The sequence below is a fragment of the Snodgrassella sp. W8124 genome (assembly GCF_016100875.1).
In the GTDB taxonomy this organism is placed as follows: Bacteria; Pseudomonadota; Gammaproteobacteria; order Burkholderiales; family Neisseriaceae; genus Snodgrassella; species Snodgrassella alvi.
Map to the genome: position 1 here is coordinate 1,121,599 of NZ_JACFRP010000001.1, position 24,329 is coordinate 1,145,927.

General features: G+C 42.1%; 13 protein-coding genes. All 13 read right to left on the reverse strand.

The features are described from left to right. Window positions 1-229: 229 nt before the first annotated feature. The 13 genes from H3U73_RS05010 to H3U73_RS10660 all read right to left on the reverse strand — a co-directional run bounded on the left by H3U73_RS05010 (window position 230) and on the right by H3U73_RS10660 (window position 24,288). Entirely contained in the window at window positions 230-4,633 is a 4,404-nt protein-coding gene (locus tag H3U73_RS05010; protein ID WP_198190143.1) for a DUF2235 domain-containing protein, read from the reverse strand. A 23-nt stretch (window positions 4,634-4,656) separates the two neighbouring features. Next, a complete protein-coding gene (locus tag H3U73_RS05015) occupies window positions 4,657-5,412 on the reverse strand; it encodes a DUF3304 domain-containing protein (RefSeq protein ID WP_198190144.1) in 756 nt (251 codons plus the stop codon). A 131-nt stretch (window positions 5,413-5,543) separates the two neighbouring features. Beyond that, complete coding sequence (locus H3U73_RS05020; protein WP_198190145.1) at window positions 5,544-6,296, reverse strand: DUF3304 domain-containing protein; 753 nt, start codon at window positions 6,294-6,296, stop codon at window positions 5,544-5,546. 551 nt (window positions 6,297-6,847) lie between these two features. After that, window positions 6,848-7,537: a respiratory nitrate reductase subunit gamma gene (gene narI / locus H3U73_RS05025; protein WP_110414138.1), complete on the reverse strand. Its 690-nt coding sequence runs from the start codon at window positions 7,535-7,537 to the stop codon at window positions 6,848-6,850. A gap of 12 nt (window positions 7,538-7,549) precedes the next feature. Next, window positions 7,550-8,185, reverse strand: coding sequence for a nitrate reductase molybdenum cofactor assembly chaperone (narJ, locus tag H3U73_RS05030; protein ID WP_037488732.1), 636 nt, complete (start codon window positions 8,183-8,185; stop codon window positions 7,550-7,552). 9 nt (window positions 8,186-8,194) lie between these two features. Next, window positions 8,195-9,748: a nitrate reductase subunit beta gene (gene narH / locus H3U73_RS05035; protein WP_198190146.1), complete on the reverse strand. Its 1,554-nt coding sequence runs from the start codon at window positions 9,746-9,748 to the stop codon at window positions 8,195-8,197. A gap of 13 nt (window positions 9,749-9,761) precedes the next feature. Then, on the reverse strand, window positions 9,762-13,457 hold the full coding sequence (locus tag H3U73_RS05040; RefSeq protein ID WP_198190147.1) for a nitrate reductase subunit alpha: 3,696 nt from the start codon (window positions 13,455-13,457) through the stop codon (window positions 9,762-9,764). A gap of 98 nt (window positions 13,458-13,555) precedes the next feature. After that, a complete protein-coding gene (locus H3U73_RS05045) occupies window positions 13,556-14,926 on the reverse strand; it encodes a NarK family nitrate/nitrite MFS transporter (protein WP_084585996.1) in 1,371 nt (456 codons plus the stop codon). A gap of 12 nt (window positions 14,927-14,938) precedes the next feature. Next, entirely contained in the window at window positions 14,939-16,162 is a 1,224-nt protein-coding gene (locus H3U73_RS05050; RefSeq protein ID WP_084585997.1) for a nitrate/nitrite transporter, read from the reverse strand. A gap of 189 nt (window positions 16,163-16,351) precedes the next feature. Then, the gene (locus H3U73_RS05055) at window positions 16,352-17,005 is read right to left on the reverse strand and encodes a response regulator transcription factor (RefSeq protein WP_174830023.1); all 654 of its coding nucleotides are present in this window, start codon (window positions 17,003-17,005) and stop codon (window positions 16,352-16,354) included. 17 nt (window positions 17,006-17,022) lie between these two features. Then, complete coding sequence (locus H3U73_RS05060; RefSeq protein ID WP_198190148.1) at window positions 17,023-18,954, reverse strand: histidine kinase; 1,932 nt, start codon at window positions 18,952-18,954, stop codon at window positions 17,023-17,025. Window positions 18,955-19,450: 496 nt separating this feature from the next. Further along, window positions 19,451-19,828 (reverse strand): DUF805 domain-containing protein, encoded by a 378-nt coding sequence (locus H3U73_RS05065; protein WP_084550842.1) that lies wholly within the window; start codon window positions 19,826-19,828, stop codon window positions 19,451-19,453. 773 nt (window positions 19,829-20,601) lie between these two features. Beyond that, window positions 20,602-24,288, reverse strand: a complete 3,687-nt coding sequence (locus H3U73_RS10660) for a DNA translocase FtsK (protein ID WP_232336201.1) — start codon at window positions 24,286-24,288, stop codon at window positions 20,602-20,604. Between the last annotated feature and the right edge of the window lie 41 nt (window positions 24,289-24,329).

Sequence of the window (24,329 nt, forward strand, 5' to 3'; positions counted from 1 at the left end):
TACTTTTCAGGATTATAAGATGTAAATATTTTTGAAATTTACATATAACTGATTTAATAATTTTAACACAAAAATACTTATTTTATATATAAATCAACTTTTCAGTTATTTGTGCAACACTATTCATCATTTTTGCTTTTTATGATTCAAAACCAAATCAGATAATATACTTTCACCTTTGCACAGTTTTATCAGACCGGCAGAGAAATAATCATGCCGGTCGTAAGCCTCAGACAAGCCAGCTTTCCAGCACTTTGGCCATTAGCTGCAAACGGTATTTCGGTAATGATTGCAGTTCAGCCGGAACATTTCCGCTGCGCAGTTGCTGTACCAGCTGAATAATTTCTGTCTGGCTGCGGTTAGCAATATTTTCCGGTAAGAATTCATTCAGCTCCAGATCCGACATTCCCATACTGTTTAGTGTAGTTTTGCTGATGTTATTTACTGCCTGGTCAGCAATATCACCCTGCGCATTTCGGTAAAAGACCTGTGCAAGCGTCTGCGGATCATTGACGCCATTGTGCATAAGCGATACGGTAGCCTGAGTCTGCTGCAGCAGATTTTGCTGATATTGAGCAATCTGATTACTCAGATAATCTGCCATAGATTGCGGATTAATATCCGCCAGTTGCTGTTGCGCCGGTAATACATTTACCGGACTGCCATTCGGAACCGTTATATTTCCGGCTTGTATGGCATTTTGAGCTCCATTTAAAGCCTGACGGGCTTTATCCAGATTACTGAGATTGTTCAGATTTAATCCATTCACCAGTTGCGGATCAAGCTGTTTGAGTAATTCCTGAGCATGCTCCAGCGCACTGGCGTCCCCGCTACTACCCGACGATTCCAGTAATGATTGCAGCTGATTAATATTTTTATCAATTTTGCTAATCATTGTATTTAGCTGTTGTTCAAGCTGAGCGGCTGTTTCGGCACCGCCAGCCTCGGCCTCATTGGCTTGTGCTTCGTTTGCCTTAGCCATTGCTGCTGCCTGACTTTGTGTTAATTCAGCTTGTTTCTTTTGTTTTTCAGCTTCGGCAGCTGCTTTAAGCGCAGCCTTTTGTTCCTCCAGCAGCTGGCGAATCTGCTGCAGATTTTTTATTGTTTCATCGCCATATTTTGCTATTTCCTGAGTAATCTTATCTGCAAAATCACGTCCGTTCCATTCAGTTAGTTTTTCATGGGCTTCTTTTATCTTCTGAATTGATTGCTGCGAATTCTGATACAGATTATAAATATTTTTAATATTTTTACCGTTAAGTATAATTTTTCCGGTATCAGGATTAACTGCAATCGCATCAAATCCGTTAATCAGTGCTTCAAATGCTTTGCGTTCATTTTCTGTTACAAAAAATTCAGGATTATTAAGCCCTAACAAAATATAGGCCGGATTACCATAGCGGATAGACATATAAGCACTGCGAGCAAGACCGGCGATACCAATAAGATTATTCTGCAACATTAGCGGTGTAATCTGTTTATTAGACGTTGAACCACTGAATACAAGCCGGTGTGCAAAATAACTGGTAAATGGTTCACGGTCATTCAATATTGAATGCATGTATTTGGCACGCGAATCATGAATCTGTTCGTCAAACAGCGTAACTATTTTTCCGAATGTTTTGGAATACTGCTCCGGTGTTTTTTTAATTTTATCCATTAATACCGTTACATCACGCTTATCTTTGCTATTAAGTCGCTCCCAGACACTGGATAAAATTGCCAGAGCATTATCCTTACCGGATACCTTTTCCGGCTTTTTGCCAGTCTTATCTTTTGCGGCTTCCGCTTTTTTCTTATCCTTATTAATTTTATCTTTTACTCTGTCTAATATAATGCCTGTAGCTACAGCACCAATATCCAGATTTTCAAACAGCCCGTCAAAAATAGAACCAGACTTATCTTTTTTATTTGGTGGTGCTATCGGCGGTGTTGCTCCTGTTGCTACCGGATCACCTTCAAATCCATCATCCTGGGAAGGAGGCGGAGGCGGAGCTTTTTTTTCATTTTTTGCCGGATCTCCAAAATAAAGCTTATCGCCTTCTTCATGTATATCTTTAAACTCAGCTGCCTCATCGACATTATTGAGCATATAAATACTGCCGGCAAAAGTTTTCATTAAGAATCCTAATGACAGGAAAGATTCAAAACGAAATTCATGCAGATAATCTGCTTTGAATTCTTTGGCACTTTCCAGCATATCCCAACCATCATTCACCGGATCATAATTTTTATTAATCATGCCATTTAAAAAATCATCGCGTTTTTCTGCCGGTATGTCTCCCAAACCGGCCTGTTGCCATAATTTATCATCATCTGCAATTGAATCAGATGATGCCGGCACTAAACCACCGGATGCATTAGAAAGTTTTTCATTTGCCTCTTTGCGCCCCTGAGCAATGATTTTTTCCCGTGCGCTAACCTGTTCAGCATCTTCTTTTTCTCCGGCAGATCCTTTTTTGCGTGTAATGGACAGCCCCAGAAATGTAGCATAGCCATCTATTCCGTCTTTAACCCAGCGCAGAATCCGCCAGGCTGTAATATGATGAACCTGCTTCTGCAAACTCTTCGTGATATTGTCGAGAACAGTTGTTTCCAGCCAGGCATTAAACCGCTCTACCATTTCAGACTCTATATCAAATTCATCAATAGTTTTTTTATCCATTATTTCATAATTTTGTAACTTAAACTTAGGAGTTTTTTTCATTTGAGCTTTTAATAAAGGATGTATATCCATTACTTTTAATGGCATACCATGTTGCCAGCAACGTGCATACATATCATGCAAAGTTATCTGAGCTACTACATGTCCCATACCAAAGTTACTTTTAAACTGTGCACCAGGAGGATAGCCGCCGCCTATATCCGCATGTACACCAGGATAAGTATATTCACGAAACTCAGCGCCGCCACCACGCGGATAACCGCCGTCAATACAGATACTTTCAACGGAAAAACTTCTACGCTGTTCATGCCCGGCCACAAAGTGATAGCAGCTTTTTACAAAACGTGCAGCCGCTGCCTGTTCCAAAGACATGGTGCCATGCGCCCAGCCGAAATGACCACTAATCAAGGAAGTTAGCGGAGACATACCTACATTGGCTACCGTATCGAACAAACCAGCCATTTCTATATAGATCGGGATACCTCTAAGCTTGAGATAGATAAATTCAGGTTTAGGTTCAGTCTTCTTATCATCCTTGCGATTGGCATTGATATTGCCAGACTGATTCAGACTGGCCGTGGTATTGGCACCGTTAACCGGACCGCTGTTGTTTGAATTTTTATTCGTACCATTATTATTGTTTTGCTGATTACCCGTATTATTGCCCGGGGCTTTAGGCGGCGCTGACTGCGACCCTTGTCCCGGCTTGGCTCCGTTCTGTGTTGTATTCGGTTTAACGCCACTGCTAGCCGCTTTTTCCTCTTCTATCGCCTGCTTTTGAGCCTCTGCCTTTGCTTCCGGATATTTACGATAGTACTCGCGTAATTCTTTTCGTTGCTGGCGACGTTGTTCCATCAATTTTTCCAGCTGTTTTTTTGCATCAGCATTCTCCGGACGCTCCAGCAAGTATTCCAGCAGCCAGTTAATAAAAGTACGCCCCTCAGCCGCTCCGCGTGAAAAACCGATTACATACAGTTTAATTGCCTGTGGTAATGGCTGATTACTGTTGGCAAAAACCAGCGAGTCTATATACTCATCAAGCTGGTTTTTACGGCCAATTTTTGAATCCATGCCTTTAATCATTTTTTGCGCTGTTGTTAATAATAAAGGCTTTTCATTAAAAACTTTACATAGACCTAATGTGGCGCATAAGCGTGTCAGTGCCCAGTTAATCCGCGACTGCCCATAGCGTGCAAACATTTCACCACTGAAACCCGGATCTAAATCACCAATTTCTTCAAAGCGCGTTCCTACACCCTGAATATAATGCCGGAACCAGCCATTTTCGATCATATCTGGATCCATATTATTTTCATCTGGCGTACCACCGGCGCCCATACAGGCATGGAATAAACGGGCTACATTACTGGTACGAGGATAGGTGTACGCAGCAATCATTTTGGCTTGCGGTGCTGCTTTATCCTGTTTTTTCAGCTCCTCTTCTGAAGGTGCTTGGGCACCGCTGACTACTTTATCCGCCTTTTCATGATTATTGGTACCATCAAAGAAAAAGCTGATTTTAATGATTTTCTGGCACGGCTTGTCCTCTTTAGGACCTTTATAAAAGCAATCACCTCTATTTTCCTGAATTACCTCAATTGAAGCCGGCAGGCGCCCGCCCGGCTCAGTTGGAAAAACCTGTGGCTTATGCATAACCGGCCAGTCAAAATCAACATCTTTCAATGGTGGTAGCTCATCCAGTACCCCCTGAACTGCATCTATGCCTTTTTGAGCTATCTCACCTATACCTGTGCCAATCTCTCCTATTTTTTTACCGGCTTTATTAATTACTTTTCCGATAGCACTGGGTTTATCATTCGGGTCGTCGGTATTGACTTCGGGACGGTTTAAACCAAATATATCTTCTATCATATGCCCCAAATTAAATTGCTTATCGATACTTGAAGATTTAGAGCTGCTATTGGCTTTTGGTTTACTATCATCAGGCTGTTTTGCATTATCAGTCATAATAATCTCCCTTATTAATAAAATTATTGTGCTTTACTGCCACTTACCGGTAATTTACCTTCTGCTTCCAGTTGCTTGATATAACGCGGTAAGATTACCTGCGGAATATTTTTACGTTCCGCTTTCACTGCATCCATTCTGGCTTTGTTGCGGCGATAATCTGCCATCGATTTAACACTTGGGCGTGGCGTACACAATTTCTGGCTTTCGGCAAACAATTTCCAGTGTACCGGATTACGCCCTTCTTCTATTGTTCCATATGTGATAAATAACTGATTACATGGCAGGAAATGTACTGTGATATTAGCTACTTTTCCAAAATCATCACCGGCTGATGGTGGTGGTGGCGGTAAGGGTATTTCTGCTGAATAATATTCATCATATTGATCAATTATTCGTTTTTCTTCCTTATCAACATTTACACCCGCCTTGTTTAACATACGAGGTTTCCATCCAGGATATGGCAATATTTCCCATGTAATTTTCATAGTCATACCCGGTATCCATTTTGCCCTTAGCGCCGCTGCACCACAGGTCGAACCACCTCCATAACGTTTTTTACCAACCAAATAATCATCTATTCCCGGTGTGTCAGGGATACAACCTCCGCCAATACTACCCCCACTCATATTTTCATAATTGTATTCAATTGCTTCTACCGGTGCGGCATACATGCGGTTTTTACCTGAGGTTATGCCGACAAAAGGTTCAAAATGATTGGTACAACCCATTAATTCGATTGCTGCCAGTATCGCCAGCCATGCCCATGTTTTTTTCATCTCTTCTGCCTTTCTTGTATTTATATATTTGTAGTTATTGCTGACTTTTTAAAATTCTATCTACCTATATCCTATTATTATCAATATGATTTAACTTTGTTTATTGTCAATATTTATTTGATTATGAATCTTTATTTAGAAGTAGCTACCGGTAATTTACCTTCTGCTTCCAGTTGCTTGATATAACGCGGTAAGATTACCTGCGGAATATTTTCACGTTCCGCTTTCACTGCATCCATTCTGGCTTTGTTACGGCGATAATCTGCCATCGATTTAACAACTGGGCGTGGCGTACATAGTTTCTGGCTTTCGGCAAACAGTTTGTAATGCATTGGTGTATTACGACCTTCTTCTATCGTCCCATAAGTAATAAATAACTGATTACAAGCAAGAAAATGTACCGTGATATTATCTACTTTACCAAAATCATCTCCGGCTGATGGTGGTGGTGGTGGTAAAGGTATTTCTGCTGAATAATATTCATCATATTGATGAATAATATCAGCTTCTGCACGATCAACATTTACTCCGGCTGTATTTAAAATTCTCGCTTGCCATCCCGGATAAGGTAATACTTCCCAATAAATCTTCATGGTCATACCCGGTGTCCATTTTGCTCTTAATGCTGCTGCGCCACAGGTAGCTCCTCCTCCATAGCGTCTTTTACCAACTTCATAATCATCAACACCTGGTGTACCCGGAATACATCCTCCTCCGATACTACCCCCGTTCATATTTTCATAATTGTATTCATAGGCTTCAACAGGTGCTGCATAGGTACGGTTTTTACCTGAGGTTATGCCGACAAAAGGTTCGAAATGATTGGAACAACCCATTAATTCGATTGCTGCCAGTATCGCCAGCCATGCCCATGTTTTTTTCATCACCCTAACCTTTTTGATATTTATAGTTATTGTTGAATTGTACAAATTTTATCTATCAATATCCTATTATTATAAAAATGAATTAACTTTGTTTTTCGTCAATATTTACTTTATTAATCTTTATTTATGTGTCGTTACCGGCAATTTCTTCAAGCTGCCAGATATATCGCAGTAAAATTACTTGCCAAATATTTTTACGCTGTGTTTTCAATGCATCCGTTCTGGCTTTATTGCGGCGATAATCTGCTATTAATTTAATGACTGGGTGTAGCTGACACCGATATTCACGTTGCTGAAATTATATGGTTAAATGATTCTTTTGCGAGTAAGTTTATTTCAGGCGAAAATGTTGATTTAGTAATTCTATCCAACAGTTTAAAAATATAGGTAAATTTTAACAATAGTAAGAAGACTGGAAAAACCAAAGATTTTCTGAAAATGAAATTTAAGCTGTAGAGGCAAATTAGCAGGTTAAATTTTAGATTGATTTTTAAATTATAAAAAAGGCAGTACTGAATACCAGTACTGCCTTTTTCTTTTTTAGAAACTATTTAATAACGTCTGCTTCTGACCAGCTGTGCTTTACGCTTCAGATAGACTAAAGTACCAAATCCGCTCCAGATATGCACCAAACGGGTAAATGGAAAGATTACAAATACACTCATACCCATAAATAGGTGTAATTTAAAAATCGGGCTGACATGCGCAATAATATCTGCTGCACCGCCTCTGAATGTCACAATATGCTGAGCCCACTGCATGAGACTAATCATTTCTGCTCCGTCCAGATGATGAGCGGAAACATGGATAGTACCCAGCCCCAGACAAAGCGTAATCAGCAACCAGATTAATACCAGTTTGTCGCGCCAGCTACTGTTGGCCAGCAAACGTGTACAGCTGAAACGCCGGTAAATAAGCATTAATAATCCGATTAAAGCAAGGGTACCCATTATTCCGCCGGCAATCATTGCTGTCAGTTGTTTGGCTTCATGAGTGACACCAAGTGTATCCCAAACTACTACAGGCGTAAGCAAACCGACCAGATGTCCGAAAAACAGTCCGAGTACACCAATATGAAACAAAATATTGCCAACTCGCAGCAGACGCGGATAAAGCAACTGGCTTGATTCAGATTTCCATGAATACTGATTTGTATCAAAACGAATCAAACTGCCCAGAAAAAAAATACTGGCGGCAATATAAGGAAAAATGCCGAAAATAAATTGATTAAGGTAATACATGCTGTCTCCCGGCTAACTGAATTTTTTATTGCGGAAAAATTGCACTTCCTGCACAGACGGCTGATTTAATAACGGTTCCAGTCCTTCTGCTGTTGGTCCGAATTTTTCCAGAGCTTCGTCCATATTGCGTACTGGTGCAGCCTGTAATGGCTGCGGTTTAACTGGAGATAAAGCGACAACTGCATCCATAACCGGTGCATATACTGATTTACTCTGATGCAGGTTGTCAGCTATATAGCCAATCACATGTACTGCATCAGCAAGTAAATTTTTGGCTTCATCTTCGGCAACATGAGACAAAAATTCTAAAAATAAAGGCAAATAATCCGGCAATTCATTATCGGCAGGTTCAAAGCCGTGTTTCTGATATTCTGCCAGTAAATCGACCATCGCCTGACCACGGATGCGATCTTCTCCATGCAGATGTTCAAACATGTGTAAAGCATGTTTGCGACTGCGATCAAAAGTAGCTACATATACTTCTTGAAGATCGATTTCATCATGCGTGCGTAAATGTTCAAAAAATGGCTGTAATACTGAAATCTGATTAGCAGATAACTGATCAGCCAGAATTGAATGCAATTCATCCGTATGGTCTAACCATTCCTGCCTTGGATAGCTTAGTAAAATGGATAAAATTTTATACATTTGTCTGTCCTATGAGGCCGACTGACGATTATTTTTCTTACGCAGACTATGAAAAATAATCGGTGAAGCTTTACGTGTACCAAACAGGCTTTCTTTACTGTGGCCGTTATGACAGCCATCTCCAAAAGAAAATCCGCAACTGGCTTTTTCCTCAAAAGTATTGCTGACCAGTTCTTTATGTGCACTTGGAATGACAAATCTGTCTTCATAATTGGCAATTGCCATTACTTGATACATTTCTTCAATTTGCGCAGCACTCAAACGATGACCGGACAATTCCTGTAATGCCTGCTCTTCAGAATAAATATTTTTGCTGCGCATGTATTTACGCATATCAATCATGGTTTGCAGCGCATTAATAATTGGTTCGGTTTTACCGGCAGTCAGCAGATTGGCCAGATACTCAATCGGAATTCGCATATCTTTTATTTCCGGAATCAGGCCATTCTGACCAATAACACCAGATTCAACCGCAGACTGAATTGGTGATAACGGCGGAATATACCAAACCATCGGTAAAGTACGATATTCTGGATGCAACGGAAATGCCACTTTCCATTCAACCGCCATTTTATAAACTGGTGAATTCTGAGCAGCCTGTATCCAGTCTGCCGGAATTCCCTGAGCCAGTGCTTCTTTGGCAATTTCAGGATCATTCGGGTCAAGAAAAATATCCAGTTGCTGTTCGTATAAATCCTGAGGATTTTCTATCGCAGCACTCTCACTGATCCGGTCTGCATCATAAAGGAGTACACCAAGATAACGTATTCTGCCAACACAGGTTTCTGAACAAATTGTCGGTTGACCGCCTTCAATGCGCGGATAACAGAAAATACATTTTTCCGCTTTGCCTGCCACCCAGTTGTAGTAAATCTTTTTATAAGGACAGCCAGAAACACACATACGCCAGCCACGGCATTTATCCTGATCAATCAGGACAATCCCATCTTCTTCACGCTTGTATATAGAGCCGGACGGACAACTGGCCACACAGGCTGGATTCAGGCAATGCTCACACAGACGCGGCAAATACATCATAAATGTATTTTCAAAAGCAGCGTAGATATCTTTCTGAATGCCATCAAAAAGTTTATCTTTAGAACGCTTGGCAAATTCACCGCCTAAATCATCTTCCCAGTTCGGTCCCCAGTGAATTTTATCCATTTTCTGCCCGGTTAATACCGAAACAGGCCGTGCTGTAGGCGGTGTTTGCATCAGCGGGGCATTTTGCAGATGCTCATAATCATAGGTAAACGGTTCATAATACTGGTCAATAGCCGGCATATTAGGGTTGGCAAAGATATTGGCCAGTACTTTGAGACGATTACCCTGCTTCAGTTTCAGCTTGCCTGAATTTTCACGTACCCAGCCACCTTTATACTGTTCCTGATCCTCCCAGTTTTTCGGATAACCGATACCGGGTTTCGTTTCTACATTATTAAACCAGGCATATTCAACCCCGTCACGACTTGTCCATACATTTTTACAGGTAACAGAACAGGTATGACAGCCAATACACTTGTCCAGATTTAACACCATTCCGATTTGTGCACGAATTTTCATGATTGTGTCCTTTTTATTCTGTCACCGGTGTTTTGGCCGGTTGATCCAGCCATTCCACTCTGTTCATTTTGCGTACTACGACAAGCTCATCACGGTTGGTACCTACCGTACCGTAATAATTAAAGCCCCATGATAATTGAGCATAACCACCAATCATATGCGTTGGCTTCATAACTACTTTAGTGACTGAGTTATGAATACCTCCGCGTTTACCGGACAGCTCTGAACCGGGCACATTGACAATTTTTTCCTGTGCGTGATACATCAGAATCATGGTTTCAGGTACTCGCTGACTTACCACTACCCGTGCGGTCAGCGTACCATTCACATTGAATACTTCCACCCAGTCGTTATCTTCGAGACCGGCACGTTTAGCATCAATTTCAGAAACCCACACATGCGGACCACCGCGTGATAAGGTCAGCATGCGTAAATTATCTGAATATGTACTGTGAATACCCCATTTCTGATGTGGTGTGATGAAATTCAGTACGATTTCAGGGTTGCCGTTGCTTTGATGGCCTTTCACGTTCAGCGTGGTTTTCAGATCTACAGCCGGACGATAGGAAACCAGTCCCTCACCAAACAGCCGCATCCATTGATGATCCTGATAAAACTGCTGCCGGCCGGTTAAGGTGCGCCATGGAATCAGTTCGTGCACATTGGTATAACCAGCGTTATAGCTGACTTTTTCACTTTCCAGACCAGACCAAGTGGGTGATGAAATAATCTTGCGCGGCTGTGCCTGCACATCGCGGAAACGGATAGCATCATCTTCACGGGCAATGGCCAGATGAGTATGGTCGATACCTGTATTTTTTGATAAAGCTTCCCATGCTTTAACTGCCACATGGCCATTGGTCTCCGGAGCCAGTGTCAGAATCATTTCCGCAGCATCAATAGCTGTGTGCAGTTTCGGCTGGCCTGTGGCCACACCTTCGGATTGGGTGTTGTTAAGTTTGCGCAGTAAATCTACTTCTGCACCAGTCTGCCAGCTAATACCTTTACCACCATTACCGATTTTTTCCAGCAACGGTCCTACAGAAGTGAATTTGTCATAAATAGCACCATAATCACGTTCAACCACGGTCATTTTCGGCATGGTTTTGCCCGGTACCGGTTCACATTCACCCAGTTTCCAGTCTTTCGGGTCAAACGGCTGAGCCAGCTCTTCTGGACTGTCGTGCATCAATGGTGTTAATACCAGATCCTTACGTACACCCAGATAATCTTTGGCAGTTTCGGAAAATGCTTTCGCCAGACCACGATAAATATCCCAGTCAGTTTTACTTTCCCAAAGCGGTTTTACTGCTTCACTAAGCGGATGGATAAACGGATGCATATCCGAAGTATTCAGATCATCTTTTTCGTACCAGGTGGCTGTAGGCAGCACAATATCTGCATACAGACAGGTAGTGGACATACGAAAATCCAGTACGGTAAGTAAATCGAGCTTACCCTCTGCTGCCGGACGTACTTGTACATCAATCGGCTTAATAGCATCAGTTTCATCACTCATCAGTGCATTTTGTGTGCCAAGCAGATACTTGAGGAAATACTCATGCCCCTTACCGGATGAACCAAGAATATTGGAACGCCAGACAAACAGATTACGCGGGAAATTCTGCGGATTATCCGGATCAGTACAAGCCATATCCAGTGCGCCCGATTTCATCTGCTCAACAGCAAATGCAATCGGATCTTTACCTTGTGCTTCTGCGTCACGGGTCACATCAAGCGGATTACGTCCCAGCTGCGGAGCAGAAGGCAGCCAGCCCATTCGTTCAGCTTTAACGTTGAAATCCAGCTGACTCATATCAGCCATCTGACCGGCATGAGTAGGCGCAATAACTTCCGACATCTTCAGTTTTTCATGCCGCCACTGGCTGGTGTGTGCATAGAAGAAAGAAGTACCATTCATCTGACGTGAAGGCCGGTTCCAGTCTGCAGCAAAAGCCAGAGGTGCCCAGCCGGTTTGCGGACGTAATTTTTCCTGACCGACATAATGGCACCAGCCACCGCCGCTCTGACCGATACAGCCACACATCATCAGCATATTGATAATGCCACGATACGCCATGTCCATGTGATACCAGTGATTCAGACCGGCACCCACAATTACCATACTTCGACCATGTGTTTCATGTGCGTTTTGGGCAAATTCGCGTGCCACCTGAATCACCAGCTCCGGCTTCACGCCGGTATGTTTCTGCTGCCACAATGGTGTATAAGGCACATCAGCCAGATAATCATCGGTAACGCCATCACCACCAAAACCACGGTCAATACCATAATTGGCACACATCAAATCAAATACTGTGGTTACCAGTATTTTTTCGCCATCTGCATTAATTATCTGCTTAACCGGTATATTTTTAACAATGACTTCTGCTGCATCATCCCCGCCGAAGTAATCAAAAGATACACCCATGATGACATCATGATTATCTTTAAGTGATATCAGCGCTTTAATTTCTGTACTGTCGGATTTTTGTGCCAGCAGATTCCATTTACCCTGCTCACCCCAGCGGAAGCCTATCGATCCTTTCGGTGCAACAATATTACCGGTATTTTCGTCGATAACCAGTGTTTTCCATTCAGGATGATTGCTTTCATCCAGCCCGCCTGCTATCTGGCTTGCACGCAGGAAGTAGCCCGGCAGCAGTTTGCCATTTTCCTGATTAATCACCACCAGATTAGGCATATCTGTCAGACGACGACAATAATCGATAAAATATTCTGACGGATTCTGCAGATGAAATTCTTTCAGAATCACATGCCCCATTGCCATTGCCAGGGCAGCATCTGTCCCCTGTTTTGGTGCCATCCAGATATCACTGAATTTCACCATTTCACCATAATCAGATGAAACTGCTACTGTTTTTGTACCTTTATAACGCACTTCAGTATAGAAATGCGCATCCGGAGTACGTGTCATGGGTACATTTGAGCCCCATACCATCAGATAGTTGGCGTTATACCAGTCGGCAGATTCTGCAACATCGGTTTGTTCACCCCATGTTTGCGGGCTGGAAGGCGGTAAATCGCAATACCAGTCGTAAAATGACAGCGGTACACCGCCAATCAGACTCAGATAACGCGAACCGGCAGCATAGCTCACCATCGACATTGCCGGAATCGGAGAAAAGCCAATTACACGATCCGGGCCAAACTCTTTAATTGTGAATGCATTGGCAGCAGCAATAATTTCATAAGCTTCTTTCCAGTCCAGACGGACAAAACCGCCCTGACCACGCTCAGATTTGTATTTTTTTGCCAGTTCCGGATTCTGAGTAATACTCTGCCACGCCTCAATTGCATTCAGAGTCTGGCGTTTTTCACGCCACATACGCAGCAAAGAAGCGCGAATCATTGGGTATTTCACCCGCTGAGCAGAGTAAACATACCAGCTATATGATGCACCGCGCGGACAGCCCCGCGGTTCATGATTGGGTAAATCGGCACGAGTACGCGGGTAATCTGTCTGTTGCATTTCCCATGTAATCAGCCCGTTTTTAACAAAAACGCGCCAACTACAGGAACCGGTACAATTTACCCCGTGAGTTGAACGTACAATTTTGTCATGCTGCCAGCGCTGGCGGTAAGCATCTTCCCATTCTCTGCTCTCAGCCACCACTGCCCCATGTCCGGCAGAAAATGTTTCTTTGGTTTTACGTAAAAAATTCAGTCTGTCTAAAAAATGGCTCATGAATTTGTGCTCCATAGAGGCAAAAGCCTCAAACAGTTTCTTATTGATTTATATTTTTTCTGCACCATTAACTATGACAATGGTGCGATCACTTCAAATTAACAACTCGTAACTGATTGTTTGCGAACATAAAACCAGTAATTAACTATCAGACAGCTTACATAGAAAACAATAAAGCCCCATAAAGCCACTGATGCGCTGCCTGTCGCCTCAATCGAAGAACCAAAACTTTTCGGAATCAGAAAACCACCATAAGCACCGATTGCGCCCATAAAGCCTAATACCGTAGCTGATTCTTTAGTGGCATGAGCTTCTGAGGTCTTAACATCGCCCTGATGCAGATGACGATGGAACTGAGAGAAAATCCGCGGCACCTGCGCGTAAGTTGAACCGTTACCAATACCGCTAAAGGCAAACAGCAACATAAAACTACAGAAAAAACCAACAAAACTGCCTTCATTGCCGCCAATAGGCTGAAATACCAGAACACCAATAACCCCGACAATCATCATGGCATAGCTGATTTCGGTAAGTTTTGCCGCAGACATCTTGTCAGACAACCAGCCACCCACGACACGCAGTACTGCACCAACAAACGGACCTAAAAAGGCAAATTTAACTGCATCCAGATGCGGGAAAGAATGGCTGATTAATAACGGGAAAGCAGCCGAAAAACCGATGAACGAACCAAACGTGCCCACATAAAGCCAGCATAAAATCCAGTTGTGCAACCGCTTGAAAATGACAAACTGTTCTTTTAGTGAGGAATGCATGCTGCCAATATCGTTCATCCCAAACCATGCAGCCAGCGTACTAAGCACAATAAACGGTACCCAGATAAAACCCGCATTCTGCAACCAAACCTGTGCAGAACTCTGTGGCGTAGAAATTGTCTGAGACTCACCGCCCATTGCACCAAACAGACAGCTAGTAATCGCCAGTGGCACAGCAATCTGTACTGCGGATACGCCCAGATTGCCCAAACCGGCATTAATCCCCATCGCCTGACCTTTTTCCGATTTCGGGAAAAACAGACTGATATTGGACATAGATGAACTGAAATTTGCTCCGCCAAAACCGCATAAAAGCGCCAGAATGAACATCGTTGTATAAGAAGTATTCGGATTCTGTACAGCAAAGCCCAAACCCAGTGCAGGAATCAGCAAACTGGCTGTAGAAATTGTCGTCCATTTGCGGCCACCGAAAATCGGAATCACAAATGAATAAAAAATTCGTAAAGTTGCACCTGATAATGCCGGCAAGGCTGCCAGCCAGAACAGTTCATTGCTGCTGAACTTAAATCCAACCAGTGGCAGCTTTACTACTGTCACACTCCATACCTGCCAGATGGCAAACGCCAGTAACAATGCAGGAACGGAAATCCATAAATTTCTGCGTGCTATTGCACGACCGCCTGACTGCCAGAACTGTTGGTCTTCCGGCCGCCAATCTTTTAAAACTTTACCCATATCAAACTCACTTTATTGGTGCTTAGGGTTTTTCAGAGAAAAATGCATCCAGATTAAACTGATACATACCGTGCCAAACATCAGCATGAAAGAGGTAGAACGTACACCTGTCCAGTCTACTAACCAACCAAACATAATCGGCAACAGAAAACCGCCCAGTCCCCCGGCCAGACCCACTACACCAGACACAGTACCCATGTCATCCGGAAACTCATCAGAAATAAACTTGAATACCGAAGCTTTACCGATTGCCATAGCCACACCGACCACAAACAGCAGCACAGTAAATATCGTTGCATTTAAACCAATATGCATATCCAGATGACCACTCACTGTACGAATAGACATTTGTGTTTGCGGATAAGACAACAGAAAGAATGCAATTGCACAAATCCACATTACAGCCCAAGTAACTTTATAAGCACCGTATTTATCAGACAGCCAGCCACCGAACGCACGCAGTACACCTCCCGGCAGAGAAAAGCATGCAGCCAGCAACCCAGCCTGTGCTAAGCCGAAGTTATATTCCTTAACATAGTAATTCACCATCCACAGCGAAATGCCCACATAGCCGCCAAACACTACCGAATACAGCTGACTGTATTTCAGCACTTGCGGATTTTTCATTAATAACAACTGAGCTTTCAGACTTGGCTGTTTAGCAGAAGCTGCTTTAGGCTCCGGATAACTGAAAAACCAGAACAGTACTGTAATAACCAGCAAAATTACGGTATATAAGCGGGGTACAGCCTGCCAGCCATATGCTACAACCAATGCAGGTGCCAGAAACTTATTTACGGCAGAACCAGCATTACCAGCTCCAAAAATACCCATTGCCAAACCCTGACGTTCCTTGCGAAACCATTTGGCCACATAAGGAGTACCAACAGAAAATGAGCCGCCTACTAATCCCAGCCACAGCGCAATCCAGAGAAACTGACTATATGTGTGTGCATATTGAAGCAGCCAGACTGCCGGAACGCATGACAGCATCAACAGAAAAAATACAATACGACCGCCAAAACGGTCAGTCCAGATACCTAAAGGCACCCGGATAAGTGATCCGGACAGTACGGGCATCGCTGCCAGCAAACCAAATTCAGCTTCATTAAGTTGTAATTGTTCTTTGATAGGTATTCCTAAAACGGCAAATATCATCCAGATCATAAAACAGACAATAAATGCAATCGTGCTGGAAGTAAGCACTGTTACCGATTTTCTAACACCAGAATCCATTCTGTACCCCCATTAATAATTCTCTTTAGTGTACGTAATCACCTTTTCATATCCAATTAGTCATCCGATGCAAAATCATTAACCAGAAAGCACAACGCCAAATAAGCAAAAAGACCTATTGACAAACTCAATAGGCCTTTATCAAATTCTGATATTCAGTAGTTATTACCTGATACTCAACTCACTTGTTTATTTATCCAGACCATGCTCAATGGCATAGACAGCAGCCTGCACCCTGCTGGCTACATTTAATTTGCGTAAAATATTCTGAACATGCACTTTTATAGTGCTTTCAGTTACATCCAGATTACGCGCAATCACCTTATTACTATTCCCACGTGCCAGCCAGCGCAAAATTTCCCGTTCGCGCGGTGTCAGTGGTTCAGTAATTTTTTCGTCAGCCTGCTCCTGCCTGCGCAACCTTGTTACCAGCTTACTTGTCATTTCAGGCGATAACACACTATCACCGCTAATCGCTTTTTCAATACTATCCAGCAAAAATTCCGTATCAATATTTTTTAACAGATATCCGCGGGCGCCCAGTCGCATACATTCGAGTAAATCGCTACCGTCTTCAGATACTGTCAGCATCAGTACCACCTGCTGTGGATTATGATTTATCATCTGCGGTAGTGCTTCAAGTCCTCTCATTACCGGCATATCCAGATCAAGGAGTACGGCATCCGGCTGGAGCTGTTGCTGCATTTTTACCCCTTCAAGCCCGTCTGTGGCTTCACCCACCACCTCAAAACGCTCACAACTATCAATCAGTGCACGCAAACCACGCCGAAACAAAGTGTGATCATCGACAATCAGAATCCGGTACTTATTTTTATTAAGCATTATTAAATTCCCAAAAATTATTTCTGCGCATGAATATACTGACGCGGCACCATCAACTCTACACATACCCCGTTATTTTCACGTGCAAATATTTTTAATTCTCCATTAATTTTGCCGGCTCGTTCTTTCATGATATGTACACCCACATGCCCGTGCAGCCCCTTCTGAATGAGCGTATCCTCGGCAAAACCTATTCCGTTATCTTCAATACAGAGATTCAGGCGATCAGCCAGATATACCAGCTTCACCCGCACAGCATCAGCATGCGCATGTTTACGTACATTTGATAATGCTTCCTGCACAATGAACACTACCTGCAATTGTACATCCGACTCTACCTCATACACATCGCCTTCTACCGACCAGTCTGCAACAATATCTGTTTGTTGTTCAAATCTTTTCATCACCTCCTGCAACGAACTGATTAGCCCTTCTGAAACCAGACGTACCCGGAAATTTGACAATAATTCGCGTACATCATCATAGCATTGCTGAATACCCTCATGAATAAAATCCAGAGTCTGTTTAGCCTGCTCTTGTTTCTGCTCTGCAAGAGATTTTTCCAGTACCTGTATCTGCATATTCATAAATGAAAGCGACTGCGCGATACTATCATGCAATCCTTGTGCCATCAGGTTACGCTCTTCCAGTATCGCCATCTGCTTATCCAGTTCATTCAGGCGCATACTTTCAATCGCTATCCCGAACTGGCTGCAAACAGTTGAAATCAGACGTTGATTTTCTTCACTCAGTGCAAATGGCTTCAATGCAAACAAGTGCAGCATACCGATTTCATCATCTACTGATTTCACTGCAAAAGTCAGACAAAACGGCAGAACCTGCTGCATCTGACAGCAATGATTATTTTCCTCATGAATGACCAGCGATTGATTATTGTAATTAACCACAGACTGATGCAACCGCACACAGCGCCCGCCATCACAGCGATAATCACGGAACATATCTACCTGCTCCTCTGTCAGCCCGTCCGAACCGGCTACTTCGAGCATCTGTGAATGGCGATTTTTTAACTGCACCACACAGGCATCCGCACCACTAAACGCCTTCATTTTATGCATAAATATTTGTACCAGCACCGTCAGATCATGCTGTTCCTGAAACAATGAGGTCATAGTATATAATACCGCTAGCTCACGATTACGCTTAACCACTGCCTGCGTTTGCTCAGCGACCCGGTTTTCCAGCGTGTCATATACTTCATACAATTTGGCGGCCATCAGATTAAAACCCTGTGCTACCTGCCCGAACTCATTGGCCGTACCCACTTTCAGGCGTGTATCAAAATAACCCTTACCAATCTGACTGATGCCCTGATTCAGACGTAATAGCGGCGAAATGACCAAATGATGCAGTAACAGCAAAGACACAATCGCAGATAGTACAGCCATCATTAATACTAGCGCCTGTAGCCAGCGCAACAGCCTAATATTGTGCGTATTATCTTGCTCAATAAGCAAAACCAGCCGGTCAATTACCGCAGTGAATTCTCTGGCCTGAGCAAGGAAAGCTTCTCCGCTTAGTCTGCCCTGTAAATAAGCTTCACGGTCAGCAAGAAAATCCTGCAACTGCTCCTCAATTTCCTGAACTTGGGTTAATAACTGTTTATGGCGCTGGCCGTTCATAACACCGGTATCATGCAATTCGTATAAATGACCAAGTATTTCCTTAAATTGACGCTTTTCATCCGCAAACTGCTGCTCTGCACCCGGTGTTTTCGTGACCAGTACCATATAAAACACCCGCTTGCGCAGACTGCCGGCTTCATTGATTGCCATTCCCAGCTCTTCCAGCCGCCATGAGGTATTCAACGACAACCCTACCAGACTGGTAGCCAGAAACAGCCACACAGCAATCAGCACAACCAGGACTTTTGATAACTTCTGTCCGCGTAAAAACGACCGATCAAACTTTTGCCACAGATTTTTCATAACACCCCAATCAGAAAACTGGCAGCACTATAACGCAAAAGTCAAAATATATCTTTGATATTTATTTAAACTTTGATAAGAATAAATTTATACATTGTTTAATTTTGGATTTTATTAAGTATTGCATCTCCGAATTTGATATTGAGCAAACAGACTGGTCTGCTTATGGAACCGCCATATTTTATTGTTCTGAAAGTATTAACATTATTGATATTGGCTGATAAAAGTATTCAGCAATGGAAAATATTTGATTCAGTGTTAATGAGCCAACGCAGAATATGAAGAATGCTCAATGAGTGCTGTAGATATCTAGTATCAAAAAATTATTTAAATCAATAAATAATATATTTTTAGCAATAACAATTAAGATATTTATCCAGCAGCTTAATTTCAAGTGAAATAAGCTGCTGGTAAAAAGAAAAAATAAGACTAAGCTATCAAACGGGCAATTTAAGTAATACTGAGCTATTACTGCAAACCAAATTACCAAAAAGCACTAGAATAATCTTTGCTCAAAACGGTTTGGCCTACCTGGCAACAACATCAGTATAATAAACCAAATTTGCCCGATGATCGGTATAAGAGTAATCAGAATCCACCATGCAGAACGGTTTGTATCATGCAGCCGTCTGAACTGAAGTGACAAAGTCGCTATCCACACAGCAAAGCAGACTACCAGAAAGACAAAATCAATCGTCCAGTCGCCCCATGTATAGATATCATTAATCGGATGTCCGAGCATTTTTTCAACTGCATACGTCAAAATTATTCCAAGAACATAGTTAATCACAATCGGCCACCAATAATCAGCACGATTAGAAGTCCCTGAAAAATTTAGAATGTTATGCCAGAATCGTTTGTAAGATTCAATCATAAATTCATCTCCAGATAATTAATATATTTTCATTTATATAAATATATAAATTTTGAAATTAGGATTTATATTTCAAACATTGCCGATTTATCTTAAGACTTATCTATAAACGATTCAAACAACTTAACTTTAAAAACAATTACTTACAATATTTATTTATTAATGAGAATTGATATATATATATTTTTATAATTTATCAATTATGAGAATTTATATACTTTAATTAATATATTTGTATATTTATTTGCGTTTTTATACGTACAAATCAAAATTAATTAATTGTTTGACATTATTTAAGCATAGACCGCGTTTCAGCGTAGCAGACAATTCTTAATAAATATGACATTTTATTAAAAAAAGGCTGTAAAATGTATAAATTAAACAACATTATTACAATCAATTCATTTTAATCATACAAATAAATACAAAGAATTAACTCAAATACTTAATTGGTTTAATATTCAGACTGAAAAATTTAGTTTAAATCTTCTATTTATCGTTTATTTTATAAATATCTACATATCAGTAATTGAAATATTCAATACTATAAATTGATACTAAACATACTTTACTACTAAATATTATTTTATTAAATTTTTCATCAGATGCTGAATACTGATATTAACTATTATGCAGCAATACTGTTTTTTAAAATCATCACTTTAATAAAATACTTGTACATAATATAGGGTTACATTTCATATTGATATAAAAAAACGCATATACAAATATGCGTTTAAGAAATCTATTCAAAACAAACTTATTTGAAAAGACTATCCATCCAGATGGCTATTTTGCGGAGCCAGTACAGTGCGGTTGCCATTACCTTCAGCAGCGGACACGATACCTTCTGCTTCCATCTGCTCAACTAGACGCGCAGCACGGTTATAACCGATGCGCAATTGTCTTTGTACAGAAGAAATACTTGCCTTACGAGTTTTGATTACCAGCGCCACTGCTTCATCATACAGAGGATCAAGCTCATCATCGCTACTGCGTGACGATGCATTGCTGAACATATCATCATCACTGACCCCGGCAGTTAAAATATCATCAATATACTGGGGCTCACCAAACTGTTTCAGATAATGTACTACCCGATGCACTTCTTCGTCGGCGACAAAGGCCCCATGCACACGCTCCGGATAGGCAGTACCCGGTGGTAAAAACAGCATATCCCCCTGTCCGAGCAAGTTTTCAGCGCCCATCTGATCAAGAATGGTACGACTGTCTACTTTACTGGATACCTGAAAAGCAATACGGGTTGGAATATTGGCTTTTATCAGTCCGGTAATAACATCTACGCTCGGACGCTGAGTAGCCAATATCAAATGGATACCGGCAGCACGGGCTTTTTGCGCCAGACGCGCAATAAGTTCTTCAATTTTTTTGCCGGCTGTCATCATCAAATCGGCAAATTCATCAACAATCACAACAATAAAAGGCAATTTTTCCAGTGGTTCAGGATTATCCGGCGTAAGTGAGAACGGATTAAACAGTTTTTGATTGCGTGCACCCAGTTCAGCAATTTTCTGATTGAATCCGGCCAGATTACGCACACCTGCATGACTCATCAGCCGGTAGCGTTTTTCCATCTCGTTTACGCACCAGGTCAGCGCATTGGCAGCCAGCTTCATATCCGTAACCACAGGCGCCAGCAGATGAGGGATACCTTCATATATGCTCAATTCAAGCATTTTCGGATCAATCATAATCAGGCGTACATCTTCAGGTGTGGCTTTAAACAGCAAAGACAGTATCATGGCATTAACACCTACCGACTTACCAGAACCTGTTGTTCCGGCTACCAAAAGATGTGGTGCTTTAGCCAAATCCGTTACCACAGGCTGACCGGTAATACCCTGACCAAGAGCGAGCGTCAATTTAGAACGGGATTGCTGAAATACCGAAGCTGAAAAGATCTCACTAAGACGGATAATCTGTCGTTTGGGGTTAGGTAATTCCAGTCCCATACAGGTTTTGCCCGGAATCGTTTCGACTACCCGGATAGAAGCAAAGCCCAGACTGCGTGCTAAATCTTTTTCCAGATTAACTACCTGACTACCGCGAACGCCCTGTGCCGGTTCAATTTCATAACGAGTAATGACCGGGCCGGCAAATGCATCGATGACACGAACTTTGACTTTAAATTCAGCCAGTTTTTCTTCGATGGTGATACCATTTTCCAGCAAGGTTTCTTCACTTTGTTGTGCCGCGGGATCATAATATGGTGGTAATAATAAATCCATCCCCGGCAGCATAGGTTTTAACTGTGGTTTATGCACCGGTGTGACGGCCGCTGTCTTATGTAAAGCTTTTTGCAGTGCCATACCGATAGCAGTTTGCGATGGCTGAGCACTATAGTTTTTTTGTTCTGTGGGTAGTGACTGCCGGTTATTTCGGATAACTACTCCGGCGCTTTCGACAACCGGTACTGATTCAGTTTGTTGTTCATCTTTTTCAATGACTTCGACATGATTAACAACTTCCGAACTGCCTTGCGGTTGAGTTTCAACCTTTGGCAAAAATGCAGATATATCTGTATTAGCTTCTTCTTCGTTGTAATGTTCATGCAAAGGGAAATAATCTGGCGTTTCTGTCTGCTCTTCAATTTCAGCGAAAAACGGATCTTCTGTAGCCAATATCGGAGTTTCCGCCACAGCAACATCTCCATCACTATCATCAGATAGATAGGAAGCGTTTCCAATACTAAAATCAGAATTCTCATAATAAGAATTTTCTGAATTATTATTGACAGTTACTGCCTGCTTTACTGTTGGCATATCCTGAGAATAATGAAACAGACTTCTTCTCGGGCGCAGATTCTCAGTGAAATTTTCATTCTGCTGTACTGGCTGCCGATTAAAAGAATCGCTATAGTCAGCATTACTGCTGGTGTAATTTTCTGCTACAGGAGCATTTCCAGCCGCAACTGTAGTAACAGATGTTGGCGGCATGGAATGAAAAGGTGTAAATCTGGTTGACAGTGGTGCCTGTGCACTGCCGGCGGCATCGGTAAAACCTTTGTCTGCAGACATATCAGCTACGGGTGCCGTCATTTTTACTGTATGGCTTTTACCGATACGTGCAGCTGCCGGAATAACACTTTCTCTGACTACCGGTCGCTGAAATTTCTGTTTGTTCACCGGTGAATCGGTTTTGGCCAGATTCGCATATATTTCATCTTCAGCTATTACTGGTATGCTATAACCAGAATTAAACTGCTGGGCATTTTCGTGATGGCGCTGTCTTGCCAGTCGCTGACGCAGCAGATTCAAACGAATATCTTCTTCGTTAATAATTTGCACACCATTATGTTCTCTCCCGAGTCTATGCTCATGAACTGACTGCTCAGGAATAGTAGTTACAGAATGCGGCAGGTGCGAAGGAGCACCAACAGAATTACCCAGTTTGTGATGGGTAGCCTGTTGTAAATCATCCAAATCAAAATTTTTTAATGCCCGGGCTTTTAACAAAGCAGCCTGTTCGGCTTTAGTACGCGAACGAACTTTATTTAATATCGGATCATCGACAGTAATTTCTTTCGCATTGCGATTGCGCTGCTGATTCTGACTGTTTAAAGGTTTGTACTGCCATTTAAGCTGAATAACTTCAAGAGCAGGCGCCTGTTCACTAACCGTATCAGTAAGCGGATGAGTTGCCACTTTACGGGTAGCTTCTGCCAGAGTAATTACTTCCAGATTTTTATCCGGAGGGAACACCACAGCGGTTTCAGCATGCTCATCACTGGTAATCAGTATGTTTTGATCTGTCTGATCATCATTATCGATATCAGTCTCTTCGTCTGTATCCGGCAAAATATTTTCTTCGGCCACAGCTTCAGCATGAATATCATTACCATCGGCAGCATCTTCTTTTTCGGCAGTATCTTCTTTTAAAGATTTAAACAATTTAACCGGAAACAAAGGGTTATCCTTTATTACCGGCAATTCATTATCAGTTTCGGCTGTGTCTTGTAAACTATCTTCATTTTCACTGACTGTTTTTTCCGTTTCACTTTTTACCGGTATAGGGGCGGATTCAATAACTGTAATCTGAGGAGTAACCGGTTCAGATTCCGATTTTTCAGTCTGTTGTTCTGGCTGACAGCTCTCACCAGTACTATTAGCCGGTACAGCCGAGTGAATTTCTTCATGATTATTTACAGTATCTATTGCTTCAGATTTAGTCTTTTGCAGTTCTGATTCTGACGGTTGTTCTTGTTGCGCTGAACTTTGAACTGTCTGATTGCGCTGTACAAGCTTTTGCGCCAGATAAGAAATACGGCTTTTCAAAGAGGGTCTGGCAACCTTCAATACCGGAAACTGACCTGCCTGAAACCGGTTTTCATAGCGAGTCAGATAGGTCAATTCCAGTTGCCATTTGCGTTCCTGAATATTACGCCACCAGAATAAAGCGCCTATAGCAATAATTAACAGTATTAATACAATCCACCACATACGTGTTCACGCTGCCTTATGGTTAATATCTGGTTAACAGA